22 protein-coding genes are annotated in these 25,180 nt (G+C 73.0%); 11 read left to right on the top strand and 11 right to left on the bottom strand.

The genetic code is table 11. From position 1 onward, the window contains the following. Positions 1–69: 69 nt before the first annotated feature. From FR742_RS13420 to tkt, 7 genes are all read right to left on the bottom strand, one after another. Complete coding sequence (locus tag FR742_RS13420; protein WP_148031278.1) at positions 70–1,614, bottom strand: polysaccharide lyase family 1 protein; 1,545 nt, start codon at positions 1,612–1,614, stop codon at positions 70–72. A 42-nt stretch (positions 1,615–1,656) separates the two neighbouring features. Further along, positions 1,657–3,228: a right-handed parallel beta-helix repeat-containing protein gene (locus FR742_RS13425; RefSeq protein ID WP_148031279.1), complete on the bottom strand. Its 1,572-nt coding sequence runs from the start codon at positions 3,226–3,228 to the stop codon at positions 1,657–1,659. Positions 3,229–3,671: 443 nt separating this feature from the next. After that, the gene (gene pgl / locus FR742_RS13435) at positions 3,672–4,445 is read right to left on the bottom strand and encodes a 6-phosphogluconolactonase (RefSeq protein ID WP_148031280.1); all 774 of its coding nucleotides are present in this window, start codon (positions 4,443–4,445) and stop codon (positions 3,672–3,674) included. 10 nt (positions 4,446–4,455) lie between these two features. Beyond that, a complete protein-coding gene (locus FR742_RS13440) occupies positions 4,456–5,367 on the bottom strand; it encodes a glucose-6-phosphate dehydrogenase assembly protein OpcA (protein WP_396989222.1) in 912 nt (303 codons plus the stop codon). A gap of 43 nt (positions 5,368–5,410) precedes the next feature. Next, positions 5,411–7,012 (bottom strand): glucose-6-phosphate dehydrogenase, encoded by a 1,602-nt coding sequence (gene zwf, locus FR742_RS13445; protein ID WP_246640637.1) that lies wholly within the window; start codon positions 7,010–7,012, stop codon positions 5,411–5,413. Positions 7,013–7,077: 65 nt separating this feature from the next. Next, positions 7,078–8,169 (bottom strand): transaldolase, encoded by a 1,092-nt coding sequence (tal, locus tag FR742_RS13450; protein WP_148031281.1) that lies wholly within the window; start codon positions 8,167–8,169, stop codon positions 7,078–7,080. A 5-nt stretch (positions 8,170–8,174) separates the two neighbouring features. Continuing rightward, positions 8,175–10,205 (bottom strand): transketolase, encoded by a 2,031-nt coding sequence (gene tkt / locus FR742_RS13455; protein ID WP_261808859.1) that lies wholly within the window; start codon positions 10,203–10,205, stop codon positions 8,175–8,177. Between the two features lie 336 nt (positions 10,206–10,541). On the opposite strand from tkt, the gene FR742_RS13460 reads away from it, so the two are divergent. Beyond that, positions 10,542–11,513 (top strand): heme o synthase, encoded by a 972-nt coding sequence (locus FR742_RS13460; RefSeq protein ID WP_246640638.1) that lies wholly within the window; start codon positions 10,542–10,544, stop codon positions 11,511–11,513. 65 nt (positions 11,514–11,578) lie between these two features. Then, complete coding sequence (locus tag FR742_RS13465; RefSeq protein ID WP_148031283.1) at positions 11,579–12,742, top strand: PrsW family intramembrane metalloprotease; 1,164 nt, start codon at positions 11,579–11,581, stop codon at positions 12,740–12,742. 135 nt (positions 12,743–12,877) lie between these two features. On the opposite strand, the gene FR742_RS13470 is transcribed toward FR742_RS13465, so the two are convergent. Beyond that, positions 12,878–13,864: a heme A synthase gene (locus tag FR742_RS13470; protein WP_261808505.1), complete on the bottom strand. Its 987-nt coding sequence runs from the start codon at positions 13,862–13,864 to the stop codon at positions 12,878–12,880. Positions 13,865–13,954: 90 nt separating this feature from the next. On the opposite strand from FR742_RS13470, the gene FR742_RS13475 reads away from it, so the two are divergent. The 8 genes from FR742_RS13475 to FR742_RS13510 are packed head-to-tail and all read left to right on the top strand — an operon-like array spanning position 13,955 to position 21,228. Next, a complete protein-coding gene (locus FR742_RS13475; RefSeq protein WP_148031285.1) occupies positions 13,955–15,103 on the top strand; it encodes an FAD-binding oxidoreductase in 1,149 nt (382 codons plus the stop codon). Further along, positions 15,100–15,342: a (2Fe-2S)-binding protein gene (locus FR742_RS13480; RefSeq protein ID WP_148031286.1), complete on the top strand. Its 243-nt coding sequence runs from the start codon at positions 15,100–15,102 to the stop codon at positions 15,340–15,342. The genes FR742_RS13475 and FR742_RS13480 overlap by 4 nt, the downstream gene beginning before the upstream one ends. Further along, positions 15,339–16,691 carry an NAD(P)/FAD-dependent oxidoreductase gene (locus FR742_RS13485; RefSeq protein WP_148031287.1) on the top strand — a complete coding sequence of 451 codons (1,353 nt, stop codon included), beginning with the start codon at positions 15,339–15,341 and terminating at the stop codon, positions 16,689–16,691. Before FR742_RS13480 ends, FR742_RS13485 begins: the two co-directional genes overlap by 4 nt. Then, positions 16,684–17,577 carry a dihydrodipicolinate synthase family protein gene (locus FR742_RS13490; RefSeq protein WP_148031288.1) on the top strand — a complete coding sequence of 298 codons (894 nt, stop codon included), beginning with the start codon at positions 16,684–16,686 and terminating at the stop codon, positions 17,575–17,577. The genes FR742_RS13485 and FR742_RS13490 overlap by 8 nt, the downstream gene beginning before the upstream one ends. Beyond that, positions 17,574–18,575: a proline racemase family protein gene (locus FR742_RS13495; RefSeq protein WP_148031289.1), complete on the top strand. Its 1,002-nt coding sequence runs from the start codon at positions 17,574–17,576 to the stop codon at positions 18,573–18,575. The genes FR742_RS13490 and FR742_RS13495 overlap by 4 nt, the downstream gene beginning before the upstream one ends. Then, positions 18,572–19,561, top strand: a complete 990-nt coding sequence (locus FR742_RS13500) for a proline racemase family protein (RefSeq protein ID WP_261808506.1) — start codon at positions 18,572–18,574, stop codon at positions 19,559–19,561. Before FR742_RS13495 ends, FR742_RS13500 begins: the two co-directional genes overlap by 4 nt. After that, the gene (locus FR742_RS13505; protein ID WP_148031290.1) at positions 19,558–20,538 is read left to right on the top strand and encodes an ornithine cyclodeaminase family protein; all 981 of its coding nucleotides are present in this window, start codon (positions 19,558–19,560) and stop codon (positions 20,536–20,538) included. Before FR742_RS13500 ends, FR742_RS13505 begins: the two co-directional genes overlap by 4 nt. Before the next feature lie 15 nt (positions 20,539–20,553). Next, positions 20,554–21,228 (top strand): GntR family transcriptional regulator, encoded by a 675-nt coding sequence (locus FR742_RS13510; RefSeq protein WP_148031291.1) that lies wholly within the window; start codon positions 20,554–20,556, stop codon positions 21,226–21,228. On the opposite strand, the gene FR742_RS13515 is transcribed toward FR742_RS13510, so the two are convergent. Continuing rightward, positions 21,225–22,136 (bottom strand): DMT family transporter, encoded by a 912-nt coding sequence (locus FR742_RS13515; protein WP_261808507.1) that lies wholly within the window; start codon positions 22,134–22,136, stop codon positions 21,225–21,227. The genes FR742_RS13510 and FR742_RS13515 overlap by 4 nt on opposite strands. 109 nt (positions 22,137–22,245) lie before the next feature. Here FR742_RS13515 and FR742_RS13520 point away from each other — a divergent pair, with 109 nt between their 5' ends. Next, positions 22,246–23,445 (top strand): MFS transporter, encoded by a 1,200-nt coding sequence (locus tag FR742_RS13520; protein WP_222708920.1) that lies wholly within the window; start codon positions 22,246–22,248, stop codon positions 23,443–23,445. Here the strand turns inward: FR742_RS13520 and FR742_RS13525 are convergent, their stop codons facing one another. Then, the gene (locus tag FR742_RS13525; protein ID WP_148034523.1) at positions 23,446–24,171 is read right to left on the bottom strand and encodes an ABC transporter permease; all 726 of its coding nucleotides are present in this window, start codon (positions 24,169–24,171) and stop codon (positions 23,446–23,448) included. Positions 24,172–24,224: 53 nt separating this feature from the next. Further along, complete coding sequence (locus tag FR742_RS13530; protein WP_148031294.1) at positions 24,225–25,133, bottom strand: ABC transporter ATP-binding protein; 909 nt, start codon at positions 25,131–25,133, stop codon at positions 24,225–24,227. Between the last annotated feature and the right edge of the window lie 47 nt (positions 25,134–25,180).

Below are 25,180 nucleotides of genomic sequence, written 5' to 3' on the forward strand. Positions count from 1 at the left end.
CAGGCTTCCACGTCCCCCGAACCGGCCGAAAGGGCGGGGCCGCCCGGTGGCCCCGCCCTCGCTCAGGTGCTAGCCGCTGTAGGTCTCGAACTCGGCGACCCTCGGTGTGCCGGACGAACCGGTGATCCGGAAGGTGATCTTCTTCAGCGTGGTGGGGGTGAAGGTGATGGCGCCCGCCCCGCTGCCGGATGCCAGCACGGCGGAATTGTCGTGGTTGACGAGCTGCCAGGACCCGATCGAGGAGCCCGACGCCTCACGGATGACGACCCTGGACACCGTCTTCGCCGAACCCCACTTGACCGAGATGTCACCGGTCGAGCCGCTCGGCGACCAGTGGGTGCCCGCGTTGCCGTCGATCACGTTGCCGTAGCTCGTCCCGGAGGCCTTGCTGGAGCCGTCGGCGCCGGCCCCGATGCTGAGGTTGGTCCCGCCGCCCGTCGGCGTGGTCGTCGGCGTCGGGCTGACCGTCGGGGTGGGGCTGTTCGTGGGGGTCGGCCCCGGTGTCTGCGGCGTGCAGCTGCCGTTCGACACCCGCAGGCCCTTGTTGGCGCCCGCCGTCTGGGAGACGACGTTCGGCACGCACGAGGCGCCGTCCATGCTGTAGGAGTACGGGACGCTGACGCTGGTGTTGGACTGCGGGTTGGGCCCGGCCGGGTTGTTGTCGCCGCTGCGGCTGGACCAGGTCACGTTGTCGAAGATGTTGCCGGCGACCTGCCAGTAGCCGGCCTCGCTGGTGTAGAAGGTGCCCAGGACGTCCTTGGAGTTCCTGAAGTAGTTGTTCTCCACCTTGGCCCGCCCTCCGGCCCGGGAGTTGATGCCGGACTCGTGGAGGCTCACGTACGAGTTGTTGTAGATGTGCGCGATGCCGCCGCGCAGCAGGGGCGTACGGGAGTCGATATTCTCGTACAGGTTGTGGTGGAAGGTGACGAAGCCGTTCGAACGGTCGCTCTCACTGGACCCGATGAGCCCGCCGCGGCCGGAGTTGCGCAGGATGCTGTACGACAGCGTCACGTACTGGGTGTTGTCCTTCATGTCGAAGAGGCCGTCGAACCCCTCCGACTCGCCGCCCGAGGCCTCCAGGGTGACGTGGTCGACCCAGACGTTGCGTACGTCGCTCTCCATCCCGATGGCGTCGCCGCCGTTGGAGGTGGGCGAGCCCGACTTCTTGACGTTCCGTACGGTCACGTTCTGGATGATGATGTTGCTGGCCTCGCGGATGTGGATGCCGAGCTGGTCGAAGACGGCGCCGTTGCCGACCCCGATGATCGTGACGTTGCTGATCTGCTTGAGCTCGATCACACCGGCGGCGGTGTTGCAGCTTCCGCCCGACACCTTGGAGGTGTTGCCGTGGTTGATGGTGCCTTCGACCTCGATGGTGATCGGGGTGCTGCTGCTGGCCCGGTTGCACAGGGCCGCGTGGATGGCGGTGCCCGTGGTGGCCCGCACCGTCTGCCCGCCCGCACCGCCGGTGGTGCCGCCGTTGGCGGTCGCGTAGCCGGTGGCGCTGCCGACGGCCGCCGTGGCGTTCAGTGCCGGTAAGGCCACACCCAGCGCGGCCACCAGGGCCGCCGTGGACAGCGCGGCCGGGAGCCGCCATGCGCCTGCTCGTCTCATCCTTGTCCTACCTCTCTTCTCAGGCTGGTCTCGCTGTTTCGGTCAGAGGCGGGCGCCGACGTCCGCGCCGTTGGCGGGCCGCAGGAAGGACGAGGAGCGGATCGAGCCGTCCGCGGCGCGCGGGCCGGTGATCGTGCCGCTGTCGGTGCTCGCGAGCGTCCACGTGCCGCCGAGGTCCCAGGAGTTGCCGGAGCTCGACGACGAGCCCGGCGCGGCCTGCGTCCGGTTCGCCACCGACAGGTTCCTGGTCAGGACGGAGACGGAGTCGGCGTAGTCGAAGCCGGTGCCGCCGTTGCGCCAGGCGGTGCTGCGGTCGGTCACCAACCGGCCGGGATTGCCGTTGTCGGTGAAGCCGTGCACCGCGTTGTCGAAGGCCATGGAGTTGCGCACGGCATGGCCGACCGCCGGGTCCGGGTCGCCGCCGCCGAGCTTGAAGCCGTTGCCGTCGCCGGTGTAGTCAGGCAGGTTCCACCGGTTGAACCCGTTGCCCCAGGCCACGGACGACTCCACGGTGACCTGCCCGAGGAACATCCAGAAGTCCAGGCCGTCGTCGGAGTTGTTCCACAGCCGGGCGCCGCGGATCACGTTGCCGCTGCCGGACCCTTCCTTGATCGCGACCCCGTCGGCGCTCTCGCCGTTCTTGCGCGGGTCGCGGTTGCCGTGGCTGTCGAGGTCGACGATCAGGTTGCCGCTCGACGCGCCCTGCAGGTGCAGGCCCGACTCGTAGTTGTCCCTGGTGACCAGGCGGTCGAAGACGTTGCCGCTGGCGTCCAGGCCGAAGATCCCGTACGGGCCGTTGACGATCTCCAGCCCGGCCAGCCGCCAGTGGTCGCCCTCGATGTGGACGGCGCCGCGCTCGGCGCGCGGGATGCTGGAGCCGACCGCGCCCGGCGTGTGGGGCATGTTCTCGCCGTCGATGATCACCCGCTCGCCGTCGTGGGCGGTCATGGTGATCGGCTGCGCGGGAGTGCCGTCCTTGAGGATCCGGATGTTCGTGCCCGGCGCGTACGTGCCACCCCGGATGAGGATCGTGTGACCGGGCTGCGCCAGGTCCACCGCCCGCTGGATCGTGCGCAGCGGCGAGGCCAGGGTCCCGGGGCCGGTGTCGTCGCCGTTCGTCGCCACGTAGAGGGTGGTCGCCGGCTGCTCGCCGCCGGTCTCGGAGTCCAGGTAGTCCAGGTTGGGCAGGCCCGCGGAGGTCGTCGGGCTCAGCCGGACGGTGTTGGCGCCGGAGTTCACGGGGACGGTCACGGTCGCGGTCTGCCACGTGGACCAGGCGCCGGTGCCCTCGAAGGACAGGGTCCCCGCCGCGGCGCCGTTCACGGTCAGCCCGGCCGGCCGGGAGCTCGTGGTCCCGTTGGCGAAGCGGATCCGGAGCGTGGCGGTGCCGCCGGCCCCGGCGGTCACGGTGAACTGGGCGTGGGCGCCGGCGGCGTTGGCGCCGTTGCAGAAGCCGCTGCCGGAGTAGCCGGCCCAGTTGGACTCGATGGCGCCGGTGCAGACCGCCGGTGCGGATTCGGCCTCGTACCGGGTGGAGGCGGCGTGCGCGGGCGACACCGCCGCGAGGGTGCCGGCCACGAGGCCGGCGCAAGCGAGGAGCGTTCTGAGGCGCATCGTCCAACTCCCGGTAAGCGCTTTCCGAATGCTGCCGACTCAAGCACAGCACCGGGATCACGGAAAGAACCCCCGGCTCCGGCGCCGCTCACAGCCGGTCGCGCCACGCCTCGCCGGCCGTCATGAACCACGGGTCGGCGCAGGTCGGCAGCGGTGCCGGGGGGAGACGGGAGGGGCGTGCCCGGCCGGGCCGGAGGGATGAAACTTTCATCGCCGGCGCCGGGCGGGGTGTGCGCCGGGGGACGGTCGGAGCCAGGAGGGACTCGCCCGCCGCGACCACCCCGATGCCCCGGAGCAGGTCGGCGGGCGGGGTGTCCTTGAGCAGGAAACCCGTCGCGGCGCTCGCCGCGTGGGCGGTCGTGCCGCTGGCGATCTCGATGACGGCGCGGACATGACGAGGGCCGCCCTCGGCGAACGCCGGCGGCGGCCCGGAGGACGGAGGGTCAGGGAGAGGCGATGCGGCCCAGGCCGGGCGGGATCTTGCTGGCCGCCGCGCGGTCCAGCAGGAACAGGGTGCGGCCGCGGGCGCGCGCGCCCGCCGCCGGGACCTGCACCGGGCCGGACTCCTCCAGGGCCAGGCGGACGGCGCCGGACTTCTCCTCGCCGGCCGCCACCACCCACACCTCGCGCGAGCCCTGGATCACCGGCAGCGTCAGCGTGATCCGGGTCGGCGGCGGCTTCGGGGCGCCGTGCACCGCCACCGCGGGGCGGGTGTCGTAGAGCGCCGGCATCCCGGGGAACAGCGACGCTACGTGCGCGTCGGGGCCCATGCCCAGCAGCATCACGTCGAAGCTGGGCGCCGGCCCGTGGTCCTCGGGCCGGGCGGCCTTGGCCAGCTCGGTGGCGTAGGCGTCGGCCGACTCCTCCGCCGACAGGCCCGAGTCGGGCCCGGCCATCACACGGACCCGCGACGGGTCGACGTCGACGTGGTCGAGCAGCGCCTGCCGGGCGCCCGTCTCGTTGCGCTCGGGGTCGCCCGAGGGCAGGAACCGCTCGTCGCCCCACCAGATGTCGAGACGCCGCCAGTCGACGGCGTCTCTGGCGGGGGTGTCGCGGATGGCGGCCAGCGTGGCGATGCCGACGGTGCCGCCGGTCAGCACCAAGGACGCGGAGCCCTTCGCGGACTGCGCGTCGACCAGCCGGGTGATGATCCGCGCGGCCACGGCCTTGGCCAGCACGTCGGCGTCGCGGTGCACGACAACAGTGGGAACGCTCACCCGTATCACCTTAGTGTGCGTACGTCCGGGCCAGGCGCTTGACGGCCAGCTCGTACGTCTCGTCGGAGTCGAGCCGGCGCAGCTCCTCGGCGAGGAGTTCGGACAGGTGGCGCCGGGTCAGGGCGACGTTCCGGTCGGGCTGGCCGGGACGCGACAGGGTGGCCACCCGGGCGTCGTCGCGCGTCACCGACAGCTCGCCGTCGTCGAGCGTGAGCCGCACCTCGGTGAGCCCGGGCCCGTCGGACTCGGCGGTGCCGACCGGCACGTCGAGCCGCTCCCCCAGCCAGGCGGCCAGCAGCGGCGCGCTCGGGTTGTCGGCGGAGGCCGCCACCTGCCCGCCGTACACCTTGCCCACCGGCTGGTCGAACGCGGCCGCCAGCAGGCTGCGCCACGGCGTCAGCCGCGCCCACGCCAGGTCGGTGTCGCCGGCCGAGTAGCCCTTGGCCCTGGCCACCAGGGCGGCGACCCCGTCGGGGGCGGACCTGGCGTCGGTGAGCCGCCGCTGGGCGAGCGTCCCGATCGAGTCCTCCGACGGCACGTCGGGCGCCCGGCCGGGCCACCAGGCGACCACCGGCGTGTCGGGCAGCAGCAGCGGGCTCACCACCGAGTCGGCGTGGTCGGTCAGCTCCCCGTACAGCCGCAGCACCACCGTCTCGCCCGGCGCGGACTCGCCGATGCGCAGCTCGGCGTCGAGCCGGTTGGCCTCCTCGGTCTCCCTGTTGATCACCACGATGATGCGGGACGGGTGCTCGCGCGCCGCCTCCGTGGCCGCGCGCACCGAGTCGTACTGGTCGCGCTCCTCGCACACCACCACCAGCGTCAGCACCATGCCGACCGCGGGCGCGCCCATCTGGTGGCGCAACTGCGTGAGCTGGCTGGAGATCTTCCCCGCCGTCGTGTCGGCCAGCATGAAGGTAGTCACGACGCCTCCCGCGCCGGTCTCGTGCCGCGTCCAACGCCTGTCACTAGAGCCTCCTCCACACGCGCCCGTCGCGGGCCATCATCTCGTCGGCCGACGGCGGCCCCCACGACCCGGAGGGGTAGGGCTCCGGCTGCCCCTGGGTGGCCCAGAACTCCTCGATCGGGTCGAGGATCGTCCACGACAGCTCCACCTCGCGCTGGTGCGGGAAGAGCGGCGGGTCGCCGATCATCACGTCGAGCAGCAGCCGCTCGTACGCCTCGGGCGACGTCTCCAGGAACGACTCGCCGTAGGCGAAGTCCATGGACACGTCGCGCACCTCCATCGCGGTGCCCGGCACCTTCGAGCCGAACCGCACCGTGATGCCCTCGTCCGGCTGCACCCGCACCACCAGCGCGTTCTGCCCCAATATCTCGGTGTCGTCCTTGCTGAACGGCAGGTGCGGAGCCCGCTGGAACACCACCGCCACCTCGGTCACCCGGCGGCCCAGCCGCTTGCCGGTGCGCAGGTAGAACGGCACGCCGGCCCAGCGCCGGTTGGCGATCTCCAGCTTGACCGCGGCGTACGTCTCGGTCATCGAGTCGGACGAGATGCCGTCCTCCTGGAGGTAGCCGGCCACCTTCTGGCCGCCCTGCCAGCCCGCGGCGTACTGGCCGCGCGCCGTGTTGAGCGCCAGGTCGGACGGCAGCCGCACGGCCCTGAGCACCTTCTCCTTCTCGCGGCGCAGCGCCTTGGCGTCGAAGGAGGTCGGATCCTCCATCGCCACCAGCGCCAGCAGCTGCAGCAGGTGGTTCTGGATCACGTCGCGGGCCGCGCCGATGCCGTCGTAGTAGCCGGCCCGGCCGCCGATGCCGATGTCCTCGGCCATCGTGATCTGCACGTGGTCGACGAAGCTGCGGTTCCAGATCGGTTCGTACAGGTTGTTGGCGAACCGCAGCGCCATGATGTTCTGGACGGTCTCCTTGCCCAGGTAGTGGTCGATCCGGAAGATCGAGCTCTCCGGGAAGGCCGACGTGGTGATCTCGTTCAGCTCGTGCGCCGACTTCAGGTCGTGGCCGAACGGCTTCTCGATCACCACCCGCCGCCACGAGCCGTCGGGCGCCTGCGCCAGCCCCGTCCGCTTGAGCTGCTCCACCACCACGGGGAAGAACTTCGGCGGCACCGAGAGGTAGAACGCGTAGTTGCCGCCCGTGCCGCGCAGCTCGTCGATCTCCCGCAGCGCCATCGCCAGCGCGTCGAACGCGCCGTCGTCGGAGAACTCGCCCGGCACGAAATGGATGCCCTCGCGCAGCTGCCGCCAGACCTCCTCACGGAACGGGGTCCGGGCGTGCGTCTTGACCGCGTCATGCGTCAGCTGGGCGAAATCCTGGTCCTGCCAATCACGCCGGGCGAACCCGACCAGCGAGAAACCGGGCGGCAGCAGCCCCCGGTTGCCCAGGTCGTAGATGGCCGGCAGCAGCTTGCGTTTGGCCAGGTCACCCGTCACGCCGAACAGCACCATCACACACGGGCCCGCCACCCGCGGCAGCCGCTTGTCACGCGGGTCGCGCAGCGGGTTGGCGGCCGCCACCTCGATCGTCGTCGAGGTGCCGGCGACGGCGGCCGCGACCGCGAGCGCCTCCTCCGGGGGCCCTGCCGGGTCACTCATCTCAAACCTCCTGTGCGGGTGCGCCGCGGCGGAGGAGCCGGGCTCCTCGCCGCGGCGCCGGCGGTCTAGGGGACCAGGTTCTTGCGTACGCTGTCGAGCAGTTCGTTCCAGGACGCCTCGAACTTCTGCACACCCTCATCCTCCAGCACCCGCACCACGTCGTCGTAGTCGATGCCGGCGTCCTTGAGCTCGGCCATGGTGTTCCAGGCCTGCTCGTAGAAGGGACGCACACTGTCACCGCCGACGTCGCCGTGGTCGGCGGTCGCGTCGAGCGTCTTCTCCGGCATGGTGTTGACCGTGCCGGGCGCCACCAGCTGGTCGACGTACATGGTGTCGGCGTAGTCGGGGTTCTTGACGCCGGTCGAGGCCCACAGCGGGCGCTGCGGCCGGGCGCCGGCGGCGCGCAGGCGCTGCCAGCGGTCGGTGTTCATGATCTCCTCGAACGCGGCGTAGGCCAGGCGCGCGTTGGCGACGGCGGCCTTGCCCTTCAGCTCGGGCCTGCCGAGCTTGTCGAGCCGGCCGTCGATCTCGGTGTCGACGCGGCTGACGAAGAACGACGCCACCGACTCGATCGTCGCTAGGTTGAGCCCCTTGGCCTGGGCGGCCTCCAGACCGGCCAGCCAGGCGTCCATCACGGCGCGGTAGCGTTCCAGGGAGAAGATCAGCGTGACGTTGACGCTGATGCCCTCGCCGATCGCCTGCGTGATCGCCGGCAGGCCTTCGAGGGTCGCCGGGATCTTGATGAACAGGTTGGGCCGGTCGACCAGCCACCACAGCGCCCTCGCCTCGGCGACCGTCTTCTCGGTGTCGCGCGCCAGACGCGGGTCGACCTCCAGCGACACCCGGCCGTCGACGCCCGACGTGGAGTCGTAGACCGGGCGCAGCACGTCGGCGGCCCACCGGATGTCGTAGGTGGTGATGGCGCGCACCGCCTCGCCGATGTCGACGCCGCGCACCGCCAGGTCGTGCATCTGCGTGTCGTACGCGTCGCCCTTGCTCAGCGCGCTGGCGAAGATCGTCGGGTTGGACGTCACCCCGACGACGTTCTTCTCGCGGATCAGCTGCTCCAGGTTGCCCGTGCGCAGGCGCTCGCGGCTGATGTCGTCGAGCCAGATGGCCACGCCCTGGCCCGACAGCTTCTTCAGGATCTCGCTCATGTCACTCAGTTTCCCGTCGTCTCGCCCTTGTCCTGGCCCAGCTTGGCCAGGGACGCCCTGGCCGCCGCGGCCACACGCTCCGCCGTCAGCCCGAACTGCTCGTACAACGTCCTGTACGGCGCGGAGGCGCCGAAGTGTTCGAGGCTCACGACCTCGCCGCACTCTCCGACGAACTCGTGCCAGCCGAGGGCGATGCCCGCCTCGACCGCGACCCGAGCCCGGATCGACGACGGCAGGACGGTCTGCCTGTATGCGGAGTCCTGCCCCTTGAACCACTCGACACACGGCATCGACACGACCCGTGCCGGAATGCCCTGCGACTCCAGCAGCTCGCGGCCGTGGATCGCGATCTCCACCTCGCTGCCGGTCGCGATGAGGATGACCTTGGGCTGGCCGTCGGAGGCCTCGCGCAGGACGTAGCCGCCGTGGGCCACGCCGTCGGCGCTGGTGCCCTCCAGGACCGGCAGGTTCTGCCGGGTCAGTGCGAGCGCCGCGGGCCGGTCGGTGTGTTCCAGCACCGCCTTCCAGGCCGCGGCCGTCTCGTTGGCGTCGGCCGGGCGCACCACGTCCAGGCCGGGGATGGCGCGCAGCGACCACAGGTGCTCGATCGGCTGGTGGGTCGGGCCGTCCTCGCCCAGGCCGATGGAGTCGTGCGTCCACACGTACACGACCGGCAGCTTCATCAGCGCGGCCAGCCGCACCGACGGGCGCATGTAGTCGGAGAACACCAGGAACGTGCCGCCGTAGGGGCGGGTGCCGCCGTGCAACGCGATGCCGTTGAGAATGGCGCCCATGGCGTGCTCGCGGATGCCGAAGTGGAGCGTGCGGCCGTAGCGGTTGCCGGGGAACTCCTTGGTCTGGAACTCCTCGGGGATGAAGGACGGCTCGCCCTTCATCGTGGTGTTGTTGGACTCGGCCAGGTCGGCCGAGCCGCCCCACAGCTCGGGCAGCACCGGCGCGAGCGCGCTCAGCACCTCGCCGGAGGCCTTGCGGGTGGAGATCGAGCCGCCCACGTCGAACGACGGCAGCGCGCCCGCCCAGCCGGCGGGCAGCTCACGGTGGGAGATGCGGTCGAGCTCCGCGGCCCGCTCCGGGTGGGCCGAGCGCCAGCGCCGGTAGCCGTGCTCCCACTCGGCGTGCTCGTGACGGCCGCGGGCGGCCACCTCGCGGGCGTGCTGGAGCACCTCGGCGGGCACGTCGAAGGTCTTGGCGGGGTCCATGCCGAGCACCTGCTTGGTGGCGGCGACCTCCTCGGCGCCGAGCGCCGAGCCGTGGATCTTGCCGGTGTTCTGCTTGTTGGGTGAGGGCCAGCCGATGATCGTGCGCAGCCGGACGAACGAGGGACGGTCGGTCTCGGCCTTGGCCGCCTCCAGCGCCTCGTGCAGCGCCTGCACGTCCTCGGCGTAGTCGCCGGACTGGGTCCAGTCGACGCTCAGGGTGTGCCAGCCGTAGGCCTCGTAGCGCTTGACCACGTCCTCGGACTTGGCGATGAGGGTGTCGTCCTCGATGGAGATGCGGTTGTCGTCCCAGATGACGATGAGGTTGCCCAGCTTCTGGTGGCCGGCGAGCGAGCTGGCCTCGTGGCTGATGCCCTCCTCGATGTCGCCGTCGCTGACGACGCACCAGATGTGGTGGTCGAACGGCGACCGGCCCGGCTCGGCGTCCGGGTCGAACAGGCCGCGCTCGCGGCGGGCCGCCATCGCCATGCCCACGGCGTTGCCCAGGCCCTGGCCCAGCGGGCCCGTCGTGGTCTCCACGCCGGCGGTGTGGCCGTGCTCCGGGTGACCGGGCGTGAGGCTGTCCCACTGGCGCAGCCGCCGCAGGTCGTCCAGCGTGAGCCCGTAGCCCGACAGGTAGAGCTGGATGTACAGCGTCAGGCTGGTGTGCCCGGCGGAGAGCACGAAGCGGTCGCGGCCGATCCAGTTGGGGTCGGTCGGGTCGTGCCGCATCGCACGCTGGAAGAGCAGGTATGCGGCGGGAGCCAGACTCATCGCGGTGCCTGGGTGTCCCGAGCCCGCCTTCTCCACTGCGTCCATCGCCAGCGCTCGGACCACGTCGACGGCCTGCTTGTCGAGGTCGGTCCACTCAAGGGCTGGCACGAGTTCGGTGCTCAAGCTCGATCTCCGGAATCTATTCGTCTGCTGATGGTGCCTGTTGGCAAAATCCCGCCCACACGGGACCCTAACCGAGTGGAGACGGCCATCGATTCCCTATCCACCCGAGCGTGTCCGTGAACAGGCCCACGCACCCCCTTGGCCGGACCGCCCATCCCTGCGACTACAGTTTGCTTGTTCCCAGGGACGCCCCGGCTGCCCTCACGAATCCGCTTCAATCCGAGGTTACGCGTTGACTCCGCACGTGCTGGAAGCGCCTTGACGGTGCTGACGAACAGGCAGGCGAGCAGGCCGCACGACGCCCCCGGCCACCGGGAGACCACCCCGGCGCATCCCGCGCCGCGGTCGATCGGTGAGGTCGTCATGGCCTACGTAGCCCTCACCAAGCCGCGCGTCATCGAGCTGCTGCTGATCTCGACGCTGCCCGTGATGTTCCTGGCGGCCGGCGGCCTGCCGCCGCTGTGGACGGCGGTGTCGGTCATGGTGTTCGGCACGCTCTCGGCGGGCAGCGCCAACGCGCTCAACTGCTACATCGACCGCGACATCGACCAGAAGATGCGCCGCACCCGGCGCCGGCCGCTGGCCAGGCACCAGGTGTCGCCGCGGGCCGCGCTGGTCTTCGGCATCGTGCTGGGCGTGCTGTCCACCGCGGGGCTGTGGCTGACGACCAACTGGCTCGCGGCCGCGCTGTCGACCGCCGCGATCCTCTACTACGTGCTGGTCTACTCGCTGATCCTCAAGCGGCGCACCGCGCAGAACATCGTGTGGGGCGGCATCGCGGGCTGCATGCCGGTGCTGATCGGCTGGGCGGGCATCACCGAGCGGCTCGACTGGGCGCCGCTGGTGCTCTTCGGCGTGGTGTTCTTCTGGACGCCGCCGCACACCTGGACCCTGGCCATGCGCTACAAGGAGGACTACGCGGCGGCCAAGGTCCCGATGCTGCCCGTGGTCGCCACCGAGCGCCGGGTGATCCTGGAGTCGATCGCCTACACCTGGGCGACCGTGCTGTGCTCGCTGGCCCTGTGGCCGGTCGCCGGCACCACGCTGTTCTACCCGGCGGTGGCCGCCGTGCTGGGCGCGCTGTGCCTGTGGGAGGTGCACGCCCTGCTGACCCGGCTCAACGCCGGCAAGACCGGGGTGGACCTGCGGCCGATGCGGTTCTTCCACTGGTCGAACGCCTACCTGGCGCTGCTGTTCCTGGCCGTCGCCATCGACCCGCTGCTGTCCTGATCCCTTGCCGCCTGTAACCGAATCGCAGGTAGGACATCACATTCCTGATCGGTTACAGTCACCGTATGCCGTCCCATGATCCACGCTGGGTGTTCAAGGACCGCCCGTCGTCAGCGTTGATCATCGGGCTGGTCCTCACCGGCATCTGCACGCTCGTGTCGTTCTCCTTCGACGTGCTCAACGGCGAGCCGGTGCAGTTCTTCATCGCGCTGGCCCTGGCTCTGGCGCCGGTGCCGCTGCTGCTGGCCGCCGTGCTCGCGCTCGACCGGATGGAGCCGGAGCCGCGCAGCAACCTGATCTTCGCCTTCGCCTGGGGGGCGGGCGTGGCCGTGCTGGTCGCGGGCGTGGTCAACTCGCTCAACCTGCACTACATCATGGACACCGTCAACCTGTCGGAGGCCAGCGCCCGCAACATCGCGGCCACCTTCGGCGCCCCCGTCGTCGAGGAGACGATGAAAGGGCTCGTCCTGCTCGGGATGCTGCGCTTCCGCAGGTTCGAGCTCGACGGGCTCACCGACGGCATCATCTACGCCAGCATGGTCGGGCTCGGCTTCGCCATGAGCGAGAACGTCAGCTACTACCTGGCCGCGCTCAACTCCGAGGCCGGCGGGGTGGGGCTGGCCGTCACCGTGGTGCTGCGCGGCATCCTGTCGCCGTTCGCGCATCCGCTGTTCACCTCGATGATCGGGGTGGCGGTCGCCTTCGCGGCGCAGCGGCACGGGCCGGAGCGGACCTTCTCCATCATGGCCGGCTGGTCGGGCGCGATGATCCTGCACGGCCTCTGGAACGGGCTCGTCTCGTACGGCGGCTTCCCCGGGCTGGTCGTCGCCTACCTGGTGCTGATGGTGGTGCTCGTGGTGCTGATCGGCGTCGTGGTCCGCGACCGGCGCCGCATCGTCGCGCTCATCCAGCTCTACCTGCCCCCGTACGAGCCGACCAAGCTGGTGACCAGGGACGACATCCACATGCTGTCGGCGCTGCCCCGGCGCAGGCACGCCCGCCAGTGGGCCCGCATGTACGGCGGCAGGAAAGGGCTGCGCGCGATGAGCGACTACCAGCTCGCCGCGACCGAGCTGGGGCTGCTGCACGAGCGCGCCGCCCGGCGCATGGTGGACGAGCAGACCTTCCACGAGGAGCAGCGGGCCCTGCTGGAGTGCATGAGCACCGCCCGCGCCGAGTTCCCGGTGCCGCCCGCGCCCGCCGGCACGGCCGGTTACGCGCCCGGCTGAGTTCCGAGAGGGGCGGACGAATGCCGCGAAAGGCGCCTCACGGCGGTGGGGGAGTGGCGGACTTCTCACCCCAAAGCCTGACAGACAGGCACGGGTCGCGGAGGACGACCGGGTGGGGGAGTGGCCGGGGCCCGATCAGGCGGGGGCGGCGGCCTCGGCGACGGGCCGGGCGGCGGGCTCGTCCAGCGGGTCGTGCGTGCGCAGCGCGGTGACCACCCGGAGCGCGCAGATCCACACCAGGGTCGAGCCGAGCACGTGCAGCGTCACCAGGGCGGCGGGCACGCCCAGGAAGTACTGGACGTAGCCGATCACGCCCTGCAGCAGTTCCACCGCCAGGAGCGTCCACGCCGCCCGGCGGGCCCGCAGGGGCGCGCCGGTCACGCGCAGCGCGAACGCCAGCGCGAACGTGAGCCCGACCACCAGGTAGGCGACGTCGGCGTGCAGCCGCGCCACGGTCTCGATGTCGAAGCCGAACCGCGAGGCCACCACGTCACCCGAGTGCGGCCCCGTACCCGTCACCACCACGCCCGCGACCACCAGCACGAACACCGCCGCCACCAGGACCTGCCCGAGCCGCCGGAGGTCGCGGTGGACCACCGGGCGGGCCGGCGCGTCACCCTCGCCGGCGCGCGCGTAGAGCGCCCAGCAGGCGGCGGTCAGGCCGATCGACAGCAGGAAGTGCATGCTCACCGTGATCGGGTTGAGCATGGTGCCGACCACCACGCCGCCCCACAGCGCCTGCGCGGCGATGCCCACCGGCTGCAGCCAGGCCAGCCGAACCAGCGACTCGCGCCGCGGCGACAGCCGCATCGCCGCGACGACGCAGGCCAGGCCCACCACCAGCACCAGGAACGTCACCAGCCGGTTGCCGAACTCGATGGCCATGTTGAGGGGGTCGACCTCGGGGTGCGCGACCGGGACGAAGCTGTCGGGGGTGCAGCGCGGCCAGGTCGGGCAGCCCAGGCCCGAGCCGGTGACGCGCACCACCGCGCCGCTCACGGTGATGCCGGCGTTGACCACCACGGAAGCCAGCGCCCAGCCCCGCATGGTCGCGGGTGTCGGCGCCCAGAAGGAGAACAGGCGCCGTACGAGGGGGGAGTGATGGTCCGTGGGTAGCTTCACGTCATCGATGGTACGGGCCCCATGGGCCGGTCCTTTCACCGCCTTTTCAACCTCCGGCGTATGTGACATATTACTGAAGGGAGGTGGGCGATGTCCGACGTCATCGTGGTCGGCGCGGGGGTCGTCGGAGCCGCGTGCGCCTACTACGCCGCCCGCGCCGGGCTCGACGTGACCGTCCTCGACCGCGGCCCCGTGGCCGGCGGCACCACCGGGGCGGGCGAGGGCAACGTGCTCGTCTCCGACAAGGAGCCAGGCCCCGAGCTGGAGCTCGCCCTGCTGTCCAGCCGCCTGTGGCGGGAGCTGGCCGCGACGGGTGGCGGCTTCGAGTACGAGCCCAAGGGCGGCCTGGTCGTCGCCGAGACGCCCGAGGTCCAGGAACGGCTGGTGGAACTGGCCGCCGAGCAGGACGTGCCGCACGAGGTCGTGCCCGCGGACAGGCTGCGCACGCTGGAGCCCGAGCTGGCCGGCGGGCTGGCCGGCGGCGTCCACTACCCGCAGGACGCGCAGGTCCAGCCCATGCTGGCCGCCGCCCAGCTGCTCCGGCACGGCGCCGACAGCTTCGGCCGCGGCGCGCTGAAGGTGCGGCTCGGCGTCACCGTCACCGGCTTCACCCGCTCCGGCGACCGCGTCACCGGCGTGCGCACCAGCGAGGGCGACATGCTGGCCGGGGCCGTGGTCAACGCCGCCGGCACCTGGGGCGGCGAGCTGGCCGCCCGCGCCGGGGTGACGCTGCCCATTCTGCCCAGGCGCGGATTCATCCTCGTCACCGAACCGCTGCCCCGGCCGCTCATCCGGCACAAGGTCTACACCGCCGCGTACGTCACCAACGTCGCCAGCGACTCCGCCGGGCTGGAGACCTCGGCCGTCGTCGAGGGCACCCCGGCGGGCACCGTGCTCATCGGGGCCAGCAGGGAGCGGGTCGGGTTCGACCGGACCACCTCGCTGCCGGTGCTGTCGCGGCTGGCGGCCCAGGCCGTCGCCCTGTTCCCGGCGCTGCGTGAGGTGCGCGCCATCCGGTCCTACTGCGGGTTCCGCCCGTACTGCCCCGACCACCTGCCCGTGATCGGCGCCGACCCGCGCGCGCCCGGGCTGCACCACGCCTGCGGCCACGAGGGCGCCGGCATCGGCCTGGCGCCCGCCACCGGCCACCTGCTCGCCCAGGTGCTCACCGGCCGACGGCCCGACCTGGACCTGTGGCCGTTCCGTCCTGACCGCTTCCGCTCCGGGGAGGACCGTTGACCTTCGAGATCACCGTCGACGGGCGGCCCGTGCCGGCGCGGCCCGGCCAGACGATCGGCGCGGCCCTGCACGCGGCGGGCATCCGCGCCTGGCGCACCACCCGCGTGGGCGGCCGGCCGCGGGGTCTCTTCTGCGGGATCGGGATCTGCTTCGACTGCCTGATCAGCGTCAACGGCGGGCCCGTGGAGCGCGCCTGCCTGGCCGAGGCCCGTCCGGGGGACGAGGTGACCACCTCATGACCGTCTACGATCTCGCCGTCGTCGGCGGCGGGCCCGCCGGGGTGGCGGGGGCGCTGACGGCGGCGCAGCGGGGGCTGCGGGTGGCGCTCGTCGACTCCGGGGTACGGCCCGGGGGCCAGTATTTCCGGCACCGGGACGTACCGGACGAGCCCGCGACCAAGGGCTTCGAGCGGTTCGCCCGCCAGGTGCGGGCCCTGGAGGACCGCGCCGACGTCATGACGCGACGGCAGGTGTGGGCCGTCACCCGGGAGGACGACGGGTTCACCGTCCACTGTCTGGGCGGGGCCGCTGTCCGGAGCCGTCGGCTGCTGATCGCCACCGGGGCGCACGACCGGCCGCTGCCGTTCCCCGGGTGGGACCTGCCCGGGGTGCTCACGGCGGGCGGGGCGCAGGCGCTGCTCAAAGGGCACGGAGTGGTGGCGGGCAGGCGGGTCGTGGTGGCGGGGACCGGGCCGTTCCTGCTGCCCGTCGCGGCGGGCCTGGCCGCGGCGGGGGCCGAGGTTCCCGGCGTGTACGAGGCCAACGGCGGGCTCGGCCTGGCCCGGCACCCCCTGCTCGCCCTGGACAAGGCCGGCGAGGCCGCCGGATACCTGGCGGCGCTGGCCCGTCGCCGCGTCCCGTACCGGACCCGCCACGCGGTGGTGGCCGCCCACGGTGACCGGGAGCTGGAGGCCGTCACCGTCGCCCGCCTGGACCGCGACTGGAACGTGCTGTCGGCCCGCCGCGTCCCCTGCGACACGCTCGCCACCGGCTACGGGTTCGTCCCCCAGCTCGACCTCGGGATCCAGCTCGGCTGCGCCACCCGCCCGGACGCCGACGGCACCCCGGTGCTCTCCGTCGACGCCGCCCAGCGCACCACCGTCCCCGGCGTCTGGGCCGCGGGCGAGCCCACCGGCGTCGGCGGCCGCCACCTGGCCGAGCTCGAAGGCCGCGTCGCGGGCCTGTCCATCGTGACAGCCCACGAGACCGCCCCGGCGACACGCGCCGCCGGCGTGCCGGAGGTCCTGCTGAGGAGGCGGACGCGGATGCGCGCGTTCGCCGCCGCGCTGCTGGCCGCCTACCCCGTCAAGGACGGATGGCGCGGCTGGCTGCGGGACGACACGGTCGTGTGCCGGTGCGAGGAGGTGCCGCTGGCCGGGATCCGCGAGGCGCGCGAGCTGGGGGCCACCGACGCGCGCTCCGCCAAGCTGCTGTCCCGGGCCGGCATGGGCTGGTGCCAGGGACGCGTCTGCGCCTACCCCGTCGCCTGCCTCGTCGGCGGCGGCCAGGCCGCGCCCCGCCGCCCCATCGCCCAGCCCGTCACCCTGGCCGCCCTCGCCGAACTCACCCTGGAGGAACCCCATGACTGAACGCACCCGCCCCTGGCACGGCATCATGGTCGCCACCACGCTCCCGCTGCACGACGACCTGTCCGTCGACTACGACGGCTACGCCGCGCACTGCCGCTGGCTGGTGGAGAGCGGCTGCGACGGCGTCGTCCCCAACGGCTCGCTCGGCGAGTACCAGACCCTCACCCCCGAGGAGCGCGCCAGGGTCCTGGAGACCGCCGTCGAGGCGGTCGGCGGCGACCGCGTGATGGCCGGCGTCGGCGCGTACGGCGCGGCCGAGTCGCGGCGGTGGGCCGAGAAGGCCGCCGAGCTGGGCTGCGGGTCGGTGCTGCTGCTGCCGCCGAACGCCTACCGGGCCGAGGAGCGGGCCGTCTTCGCGCACTATCGTGAAGTGGCCGGAGCCGGGGTGCCCGTCGTCGCGTACAACAACCCCTACGACACCAAGGTCGACCTGACCCCGGCGCTGCTGGCCAGGCTGCACGAGGAGGGGCTGATCGTGGCGGTCAAGGAGTTCACCGGCGACCCTCGGCGCGCCTACGAGCTGGCCGAGCTGGCCCCCGGGCTCGACCTGCTCATCGGCTCCGACGACGTGCTGCTGGAGCTGGCGCTGGCCGGGGCCAAGGGCTGGATCGCGGGCTACCCGAACGCGCTGCCCGTCTCCAACGTCGCCCTCTACCAGGCCGCCACGGCGCACGACCTGGCGACGGCGCTGCCGCTCTACAAGCAGCTGCACGCGCTGCTGCGCTGGGACTCCAAGACCGAGTTCGTCCAGGCCATCAAGCTCTCCATGGACCTCGCCGGCCGCCGCGGCGGCCCGTGCCGCCAGCCCCGGCAGCCGCTCACCGCCGAGCAGGAGGCGGCCGTCCGCGCCGTCACCGAGAAGGCGCTCGCGGAGGGCCTGCGATGAGGACCAGGCGGGTCTTCCACGCCGTCGACTCGCACACCGAGGGCATGCCGACCCGGGTCATCACCGGCGGCGTCGAGGTCGTCCCCGGCGCCACCATGGCCGAGCGGCGGGTCCACTTCCGAGACCACCTCGACCACGTGCGCAAGCTGCTGATGAACGAGCCGCGCGGCCACGCCGCCATGAGCGGCGCCATCCTGCAGCCGCCCACCCGGCCCGACGCCGACTGGGGCGTGCTGTTCATCGAGGTGTCCGGGCTGCTGCCGATGTGCGGCCACGGCACCATCGGCGTGGCCACCGTGCTCGTCGAGACCGGCATGGTCGAGGTCACCGAGCCCGTCACCACCGTCCGGCTGGAGGTCCCGGCCGGGCTGGTGGAGGTGGACGTGGCGGTCCAGGACGGCATGGCGATGTCCGTGACGCTGCGCAACGTCCCGTCCTACGCCGACCGGCTCGACGCCGTCGTGGAGGTCCCCGGGTACGGGGAGATCCGCTACGACCTGGCGTACGGCGGCAACTTCTACGCCATCGCCGACCTCGACGCGTACGGGCTGCCGTTCGACCGCAAGGCCGGCGGCGAGATCCTCGCCGCCGGGCTGGCCACCATGGAGGCGATCAACGCCGCCGCCGAGCCGGTGCACCCGGAGGACGACCGCATCCGCGGCTGCCACCACGTCTACTTCGCCGCCCCCGGCTCCGACGCCCGCCACTCGCGGCACGCCATGGCCATCCACCCCGGCTGGTTCGACCGCTCGCCGTGCGGCACCGGCACCAGCGCCCGGATGGCCCAGCTGCACGCCCGCGGCGAGCTGCCGATCGGCCGCGACTTCGTCAACGAGTCGTTCATCGGCACCCGGTTCGTGGGCAGGCTGCTGGAGGAGACCAGCGTCGGCGGCAGGACCGCCGTGGTGCCGTCCATCACCGGCCGCGCCTGGATCACCGGCACCGCCCAGTACTTCCTGGACCCGCGTGACCCCTTCCCGGAGGGCTTCGAGCTGTGACCATCCCCACGACCATCCCGACAACCGTCACGACGGTCGACTACCACACGGCCGGCGAGCCGTTCCGGATCGTCACCGGCGGCGTCCCCGACATCCCGGGCGCCACCGTCCTGGAACGCCGCGCCAACGCCGCGTCCGCCGACCACGTCCGCAGGCTGCTCTGCCACGAGCCGCGCGGCCACGCCGACATGTACGGCTGCTTCCTCGTACCGCCCGACGACCCCGGCGCGCACCTCGGCGTGCTGTTCTGGCACAAGGACGGCTACTCCACCGCGTGCGGCCACGGCACGATCGCGCTCGGCGTGCACGCCGTGCGCGAGGGCCTGGTCGAGGCCGCCCCCGACGGCGAGACGGACGTGGTCATCGACGTGCCCTCCGGCCGCGTCACGGCGCGGGTGCGCAGCGCCGGCGGCCGCGTCACCGCCGTCACCTTCGTCAACGTCCCCTCGTACGTGATCGCGCGCGGCGTCGAGGCCGCCGGCGTGCAGGTCGACGTCGCGTACGGGGGAGCGATCTACGCCTCGGTGCCGGCCGCGGCCGTGGGGCTGAAGGTCGGGCCGGAGCACCTGACCGAGCTGATCGCCTGGGGACGGCGCATCAAGGCGGACCTGGCCGGGCACCCGGCGGCCCGCCACCCGGGCGACGACCGGCTGTCCGGCGTGTACGGGGTCATCTTCCACGAGGAGCTGGACGGGGAGCCCGGATACGCGCGCCAGCGCAACGTGACGGTGTTCGCCGACGGGGAGGTCGACCGGTCGCCGTGCGGGTCGGGCACCGCCGCCCGGCTGGCGCTGCTGCACGAGGACGGGCTGCGCGACCCGCTCGTGCACGAGAGCGTCGTCGGCACGACGTTCATGGCACGGGTGAACGGCGTGACCGGCGCCGGGGTGATCCCCGAGATCGAGGGCATGGCCTATCGCACCGGGCGGCACTCCTTCGAGCTCGACCCCGACGACCCGCTCGGCACCGGGTTCACGCTGCGATGAGCGGACTGCCCTACCTCGACGCGGACGCCGTGGCCAGGCTGGTGCCCGCCGCGCGTGCCGTACAGCTGCTGGAGGACGCGCTGCGCGCCGGGCTCGACCCCGAGGAGACGCCGCGGCGGCCCGTCGTCGAGCTGCCCGCCGGGCAGCTCCTGCTCATGCCCGCCGCCTTCGGGCGCTACGCCGGCGTGAAGGCGGCCACCGTCGCGCCCGGCAACGCCGCCCGCGGGCTGCCCCGCATCCAGGGCACCTACCTGCTGTACGACGGCGAGACTCTGACGCCGCTGGCCGCCATGGACGGCATCGCGCTCACCTCCCTGCGCACCCCGGCCGTCTCCGCGCTGGCGGTCCGCCACCTGGCCGACCCCGGCGCGGGCGACCTGGTGGTGTTCGGCACCGGCCCGCAGGCGTGGGGCCACGTCCTGGCGTTCGGCGAGGTCCGCCCGCTGCGCCGGGTCACCGTCGTGGGCCGCGACCCGGCCCGCGTGCAGGCCTTCGCGGCCCGCTGCGCGGCCCTCGGCCTGGAAACGGCCGCACTCACCGCCCGCCCGCAGGAGCCGGGCTCCCCGGCACGGGTGACGGACGAGGTGGCGGAGGCTGTCCGGGGCGCCGATCTCATCGCCTGCTGCACGACCGCCAGGGAGCCGCTGTTCCCCGGCGGGCTGGTCCGCGACGGCGCCACCGTCGTCGCCATCGGCTCGCACGAGCCGGACGCGCGGGAGCTCGACGGAGACCTGATGGCCCGCTCCACGGTGGTCGTGGAGGCCAGGACCGCCGCGCTCGCCGAAGCAGGCGATGTCGTCATCCCGATCAGCCACGGTACGATCACCACCCACCATCTCGCCGGCGACCTCGCCGACCTGGTAGCCGGCCGGGTGGCCGCCGGGGCCGGGCCGCGCGTGTTCAAGGGCACCGGCATGGCATGGGAGGACCTGGTGGTCGCGGCCGCCGCGTACGAAGCCTGGCATGGTGAGACCTGAGCGAAGGGAAGGGCGATGGCTGCCGAGGACCGGCTCGACCTGCCGATGGTGGGCGAGCGGCAGAGCCTGCGCGAGCAGGTGGCGCAGGCGCTCAGGGCGGCGCTGATCACCGGCGAGATGCGGCCGGGGGTGGTCTACTCGGCGCCGGTGCTGGCGGCCCAGTTCGGCGTCTCCGCCACGCCGGTCCGCGAGGCCATGCTCGACCTGGCCAAGGCGGGCCTGGTGGAGGCCGTGCGCAACAAGGGCTTCCGGGTGACCGAGCTGTCCGAGCGCGACCTGGACGAGCTGACCGAGATCCGCGAGCTCATCGAGGTGCCGACGGTCGCCCGGATGGCCGACGCCGGCCGGGCCGCCGACTTCGAGCGGCTCCGCCCGGCCGCCGAGGAGATCCTCGCCGCCGCCCAGCGGGGCGACCTGCTCGCCTACGTCGACGCCGACCTGCGCTTCCACCTGGAGCTGCTCGGCCTGTCCGGCAACGGCCACCTGGTCGAGGTGGTCAAGGACCTGCGCACCCGCGCCCGCCTCTACGGCCTGTCACAGCTGTCGGAGCGCGGCATGCTGGCCGACTCCGCCAGGGAGCACCTCGCGCTGCTCGACGCGCTCAAGGGCGGCGACGAGCGAGCCGCCGAGCACATCATGAGCGAGCACATCCGGCACGTCAGGGGCATCTGGGCGGCCCGCGAGGGCTAGCGCCGCCGCACCGCCCTGGTGGTGCCGAGGCTGGCCGCGACGATGCACACCACGGCCACCCACTGCTGGACGTGCAGCACCTCGCTGAGCACCAGCACGCCGATCAGCGCGGCCGCGGCGGGCTCCAGGCTCATCAGGATGCCGAACACGTGCTTCGGCATCCGGCGCAGTGCGTTCAGCTCCAGCGAGTACGGGATCACCGACGACAGCAGCCCCACGCCCAGCCCGATCATCAGCAGCTCGGGCTGGAGCAGGTCGGCCCCGCCGGAGACGACCCCCACCGGCGCGACGACCACGGCCGAGACCACCATCGCGAACGCCAGCCCGGTCGTGCCGGGGAAGCGGCTCCCGGCCGCCGCCGACAGCAGGATGTAGGCCGCCCAGCAGGCGCCCGCCGCCAGCGCGAACGCGATGCCCACCCAGCTCGCCGACGCCGACTCGCCCCGGGGCGCGAGCAGCACCACCCCGGTCCCGGCCAGCCCCACCCAGACCAGGTCCAGCCGCCGCCGGGAGGCGGCCACCGCCACACCCAGCGGGCCGAGGAACTCGATGGCGACCGCGACCCCCATCGGCAGCCGCGCCAGGGCCTCGTAGAAGGTCAGGTTCATCAGCGCGAGCGTCACGCCGAACCCGATCCCCACGGCCCAGTCGCGCCACGCCATGCCCTTCAGCCTCGGCCGCGCCACCGCGCCGATGATCAGCGCGCCCATGGCGATGCGCAGGAACACCACCGCGCTCGGCGGCAGCGCCGTGAACAGCTGCTTGGCGAACCCGGCCCCGAGCTGCACCGAGAAGATCGCCAGCAGCACCAGCCCGGACGGCGGGATGGAGTCGGCGGCGGTGCGCAGCAGGTTCCCCGGCCGGGGCAGGCCGCGGTCGACCGGGTCGTCAAGGGTGAAGGCGGGCACGGAACTCCTCGTATCGGACACAACGCCCTGAAGCGTACCGACCTCGCCCGACATTCCTGTCAGAGGGTGTTTTACTGATCAATATCCCCCCAACCGGATGCAGGAGCACATGAGCGCCTCAGCCCCGCCCGTCACCCTCACCCGGCCGCCGGCCGCGCTCGCCGCCGCCTCGTTCGTCAGCAGCTTCGACCGCCTGGTCGTGACGCCGCTCCTGGTGCTCATCGCGGCCGAGCTGGAGGTCCCGCTGGCCACCGCGGTGGCCGTGGCCAGCGGCTACTACCTCGCCTACGGGGTGTCGCAGCCGGTCTGGGGGGTGCTGTCGGACCGGTTCGGGCGGGTGCGGGTGATGCGGCTGGCCCTGCTCGGCGCCGGGCTCGCGGGCCTGGCCTCGGCGGCCATGCCGGCGCTGCCCGCGCTGATCGTCGCCCGGGTCGCCGCGGGCGCCTGCTTCGGCGCGGTCATCCCCACGTCGCTGACGTACGTGGGGGACACGTTCCAGGTGTCGGTACGGCAGCGCGCCCTGTCCGACCTGATGGGCCTGATGGCGCTGGGCACCGCGCTGGCCACCGGGCTCGGCGGCGTGCTGGGCGACCTGGCCGGCTGGCGGGCGGCGTTCACCGTGCCCGCGGTGTGCGCGCTGGCCTGCGCCGTGGCGCTGCGGACGCTGCCCGAACCGCCGCGCGCCGAGATCGGCGGCCTGGGCCGGCACGTCGGCGCGGTGCTGCGCCGCCCGTGGGCCCTGCTGGTGTTCGCGCTGGCGTTCGTCGAGGGCGCGGTGCTGCTCGGCATGCTGACGTTCCTGGCCACGGTCCTGCAGCACCAGGGCGTCTCCTCCGCCCTGGCCGGCCTGGCCGCGGCCGCCTACGGCCTGGGCGTCTACCTGTTCTCCCAGGTGGTCAAGCGGCTGGCGGGAGGCCGGCCGGTGTGGTCGCTCATCCTGATCGGCGGGGCCCAGATGTGCGCCGGGTACGCGATCGTGGCCGTGGAGGCGAACCTCGGCACGGTCGCGCTGACCGCGCTGCTGCTCGGGGGAGGCTGGTCGTTCATGCACTCGTCGTTGCAGACCTGGGCCACCTCGGTGGTGCCGCAGGCGCGCGGCACCACGGTCGCGTTCTTCGCGTCGTGCCTGTTCATGGGCAGCGCCGTCGCCTCGTGGGCGGCCGGTCCGCTGGCCGGGAGCGGATCGTACGGGCTGCTGTTCGGCCTGGCCGCGGCCGTCGCCGCGCCGCTCACGGTGGTCGCCGCGGTCAGCCGCCGCCGTTACGGCGCGCGCGCCCCCGAGGAGGACGCCGCGCCCCGCCCCGAATGATCACTCCCAGCGGAAGGTCCTGGCGGCCAGCACGAGGGAGACGACGGCCCACGCGGCCAGCACCGCCACCGCGGCCACCGGCAGCGCGCCGCCGCCGAGCACGGTGCGCAGGCCGCCCGTCAGCGCCGAGATCGGCAGCAGCTCCAGCACGGGCCGCACCGACTCGGGGAACTTCGCCAGCGGGAACACCACCCCGCCCGCCGCCAGCAGCAGCAGGTAGACCAGGTTGGCCGCGGCCAGCGTCGCCTCGGCCCGCAGCAGACCGGCCATGAGCAGCCCCAGCCCGCTGAAGGCGGCGGTGCCCAGCAGCACCAGCAGCGCGCAGCCCAGCACCGCGGCCACCGGCGAGCCCTGCGGGCTCCAGCCCAGCGACAGCGCCACCGCGACGAGCACCACCACCTGGACGGCCTCCACCGCGAGCACCGCCACCGTCTTGGCCAGCATCAGCCCGCCCCTGGACAGCGGGGTCGCGCCCAGCCGCTTCAGCACCCCGTAGCGCCGCTCGAACCCTGTCGCGATCGCCTGGCCCGTGAACGCGGTCGACATCACCGCCAGCGCCAGCACACCCGGCGCCAGGAAGTCGACCCGGCTGCCGCCGCCCACGTCGATCAGCGGCGCCACCGAGAAGCCGACCAGCAGCAGCACCGGGATGATCATGGTGAGCAGGAGCTGCTCGCCGTTGCGCAGCATGCCGCGGATCTCGGCCCCCGCCTGCGCCAGCACCATCCGCGGGAACGGCGCCGCCCCCGGTGCGGGCGTGAAGTCGAGTGTGGGTGTCGTCACCGCAGCTCCCTGCCCGTCAGCTCCAGGAACACGTCTTCCAGCGTGCGCCGCTCGATGCGCAGGTCGTCGGCCGTCACGCCCTCCGCCGCGCACCAGGCGGTCACGGTGGCCAGCAGCCCCGGGTCGACCTGCCCCTCGACGATGTAGTGGCCGGACGGCGACTCCTTGGCCGCGCTGCCGATCGGCAGCGCGTTGAGCAGCTCCTCCAGCGCCAGCCCCGGGCGGGCGCGGAACCGGAGCTGCCGCTCGGCCCCCGTCAGCGCGGCCGGGCTGCCCTCGGCCACCACCCGGCCCCTGTCGATGATCACCACGTGGTCGGCCAGCCGCTCCGCCTCGTCCATGTGGTGGGTGGTCAGCACCACCGACACCCCGGCGGCGCGCAGCTCGCCCACCAGCTCCCAGCAGGCGTGCCGGGCCTGCGGGTCGAGCCCCGCCGTGGGCTCGTCGAGGAACACCAGCTCGGGCCTGCCGATGACGGCCGCGGCCAGCGACAGCCGCTGCTGCTGCCCGCCCGACAGGCGCCGGAACGGGGTCCGTACGTGATCGGAGAGGCCCAGCCTGGACAGCAGGGCGCCCGGATCCAGCGGCCGGGCGTGGAAGCGCGAGACCAGCCGGAGCCACTCGCCGCAGCGCGCGGCGGGCGGCACGCCGCCCGACTGCGGCATGACGCCGACCCGGGGGCGCAGCGCGGCCGAGGCGGGCGGCAGGCCCAGCACCCGCACCGTGCCGCCGTCGGCCGTGCGGAACCCCTCGCAGATCTCCACCGTCGAGGTCTTGCCCGCGCCGTTGGGGCCGAGGACGGCCGTCACCGCGCCGCGGGCGGCGCTCAGCGTGAGCCCGTCGATCGCGGCGGTGCTTCCGTACCGCTTCACGAGGTCGACGATCTCGACGGCTGGGGATGTCATGAGCACGAGTCTAGGGACCGCCGGGGGTGGTTCGCCGGTCAGCCCCG

Origin of the sequence: Nonomuraea sp. C10 (assembly GCF_008017515.1) — a bacterium.
GTDB classification, from domain to species: Bacteria; Actinomycetota; Actinomycetes; order Streptosporangiales; family Streptosporangiaceae; genus Nonomuraea; species Nonomuraea ferruginea.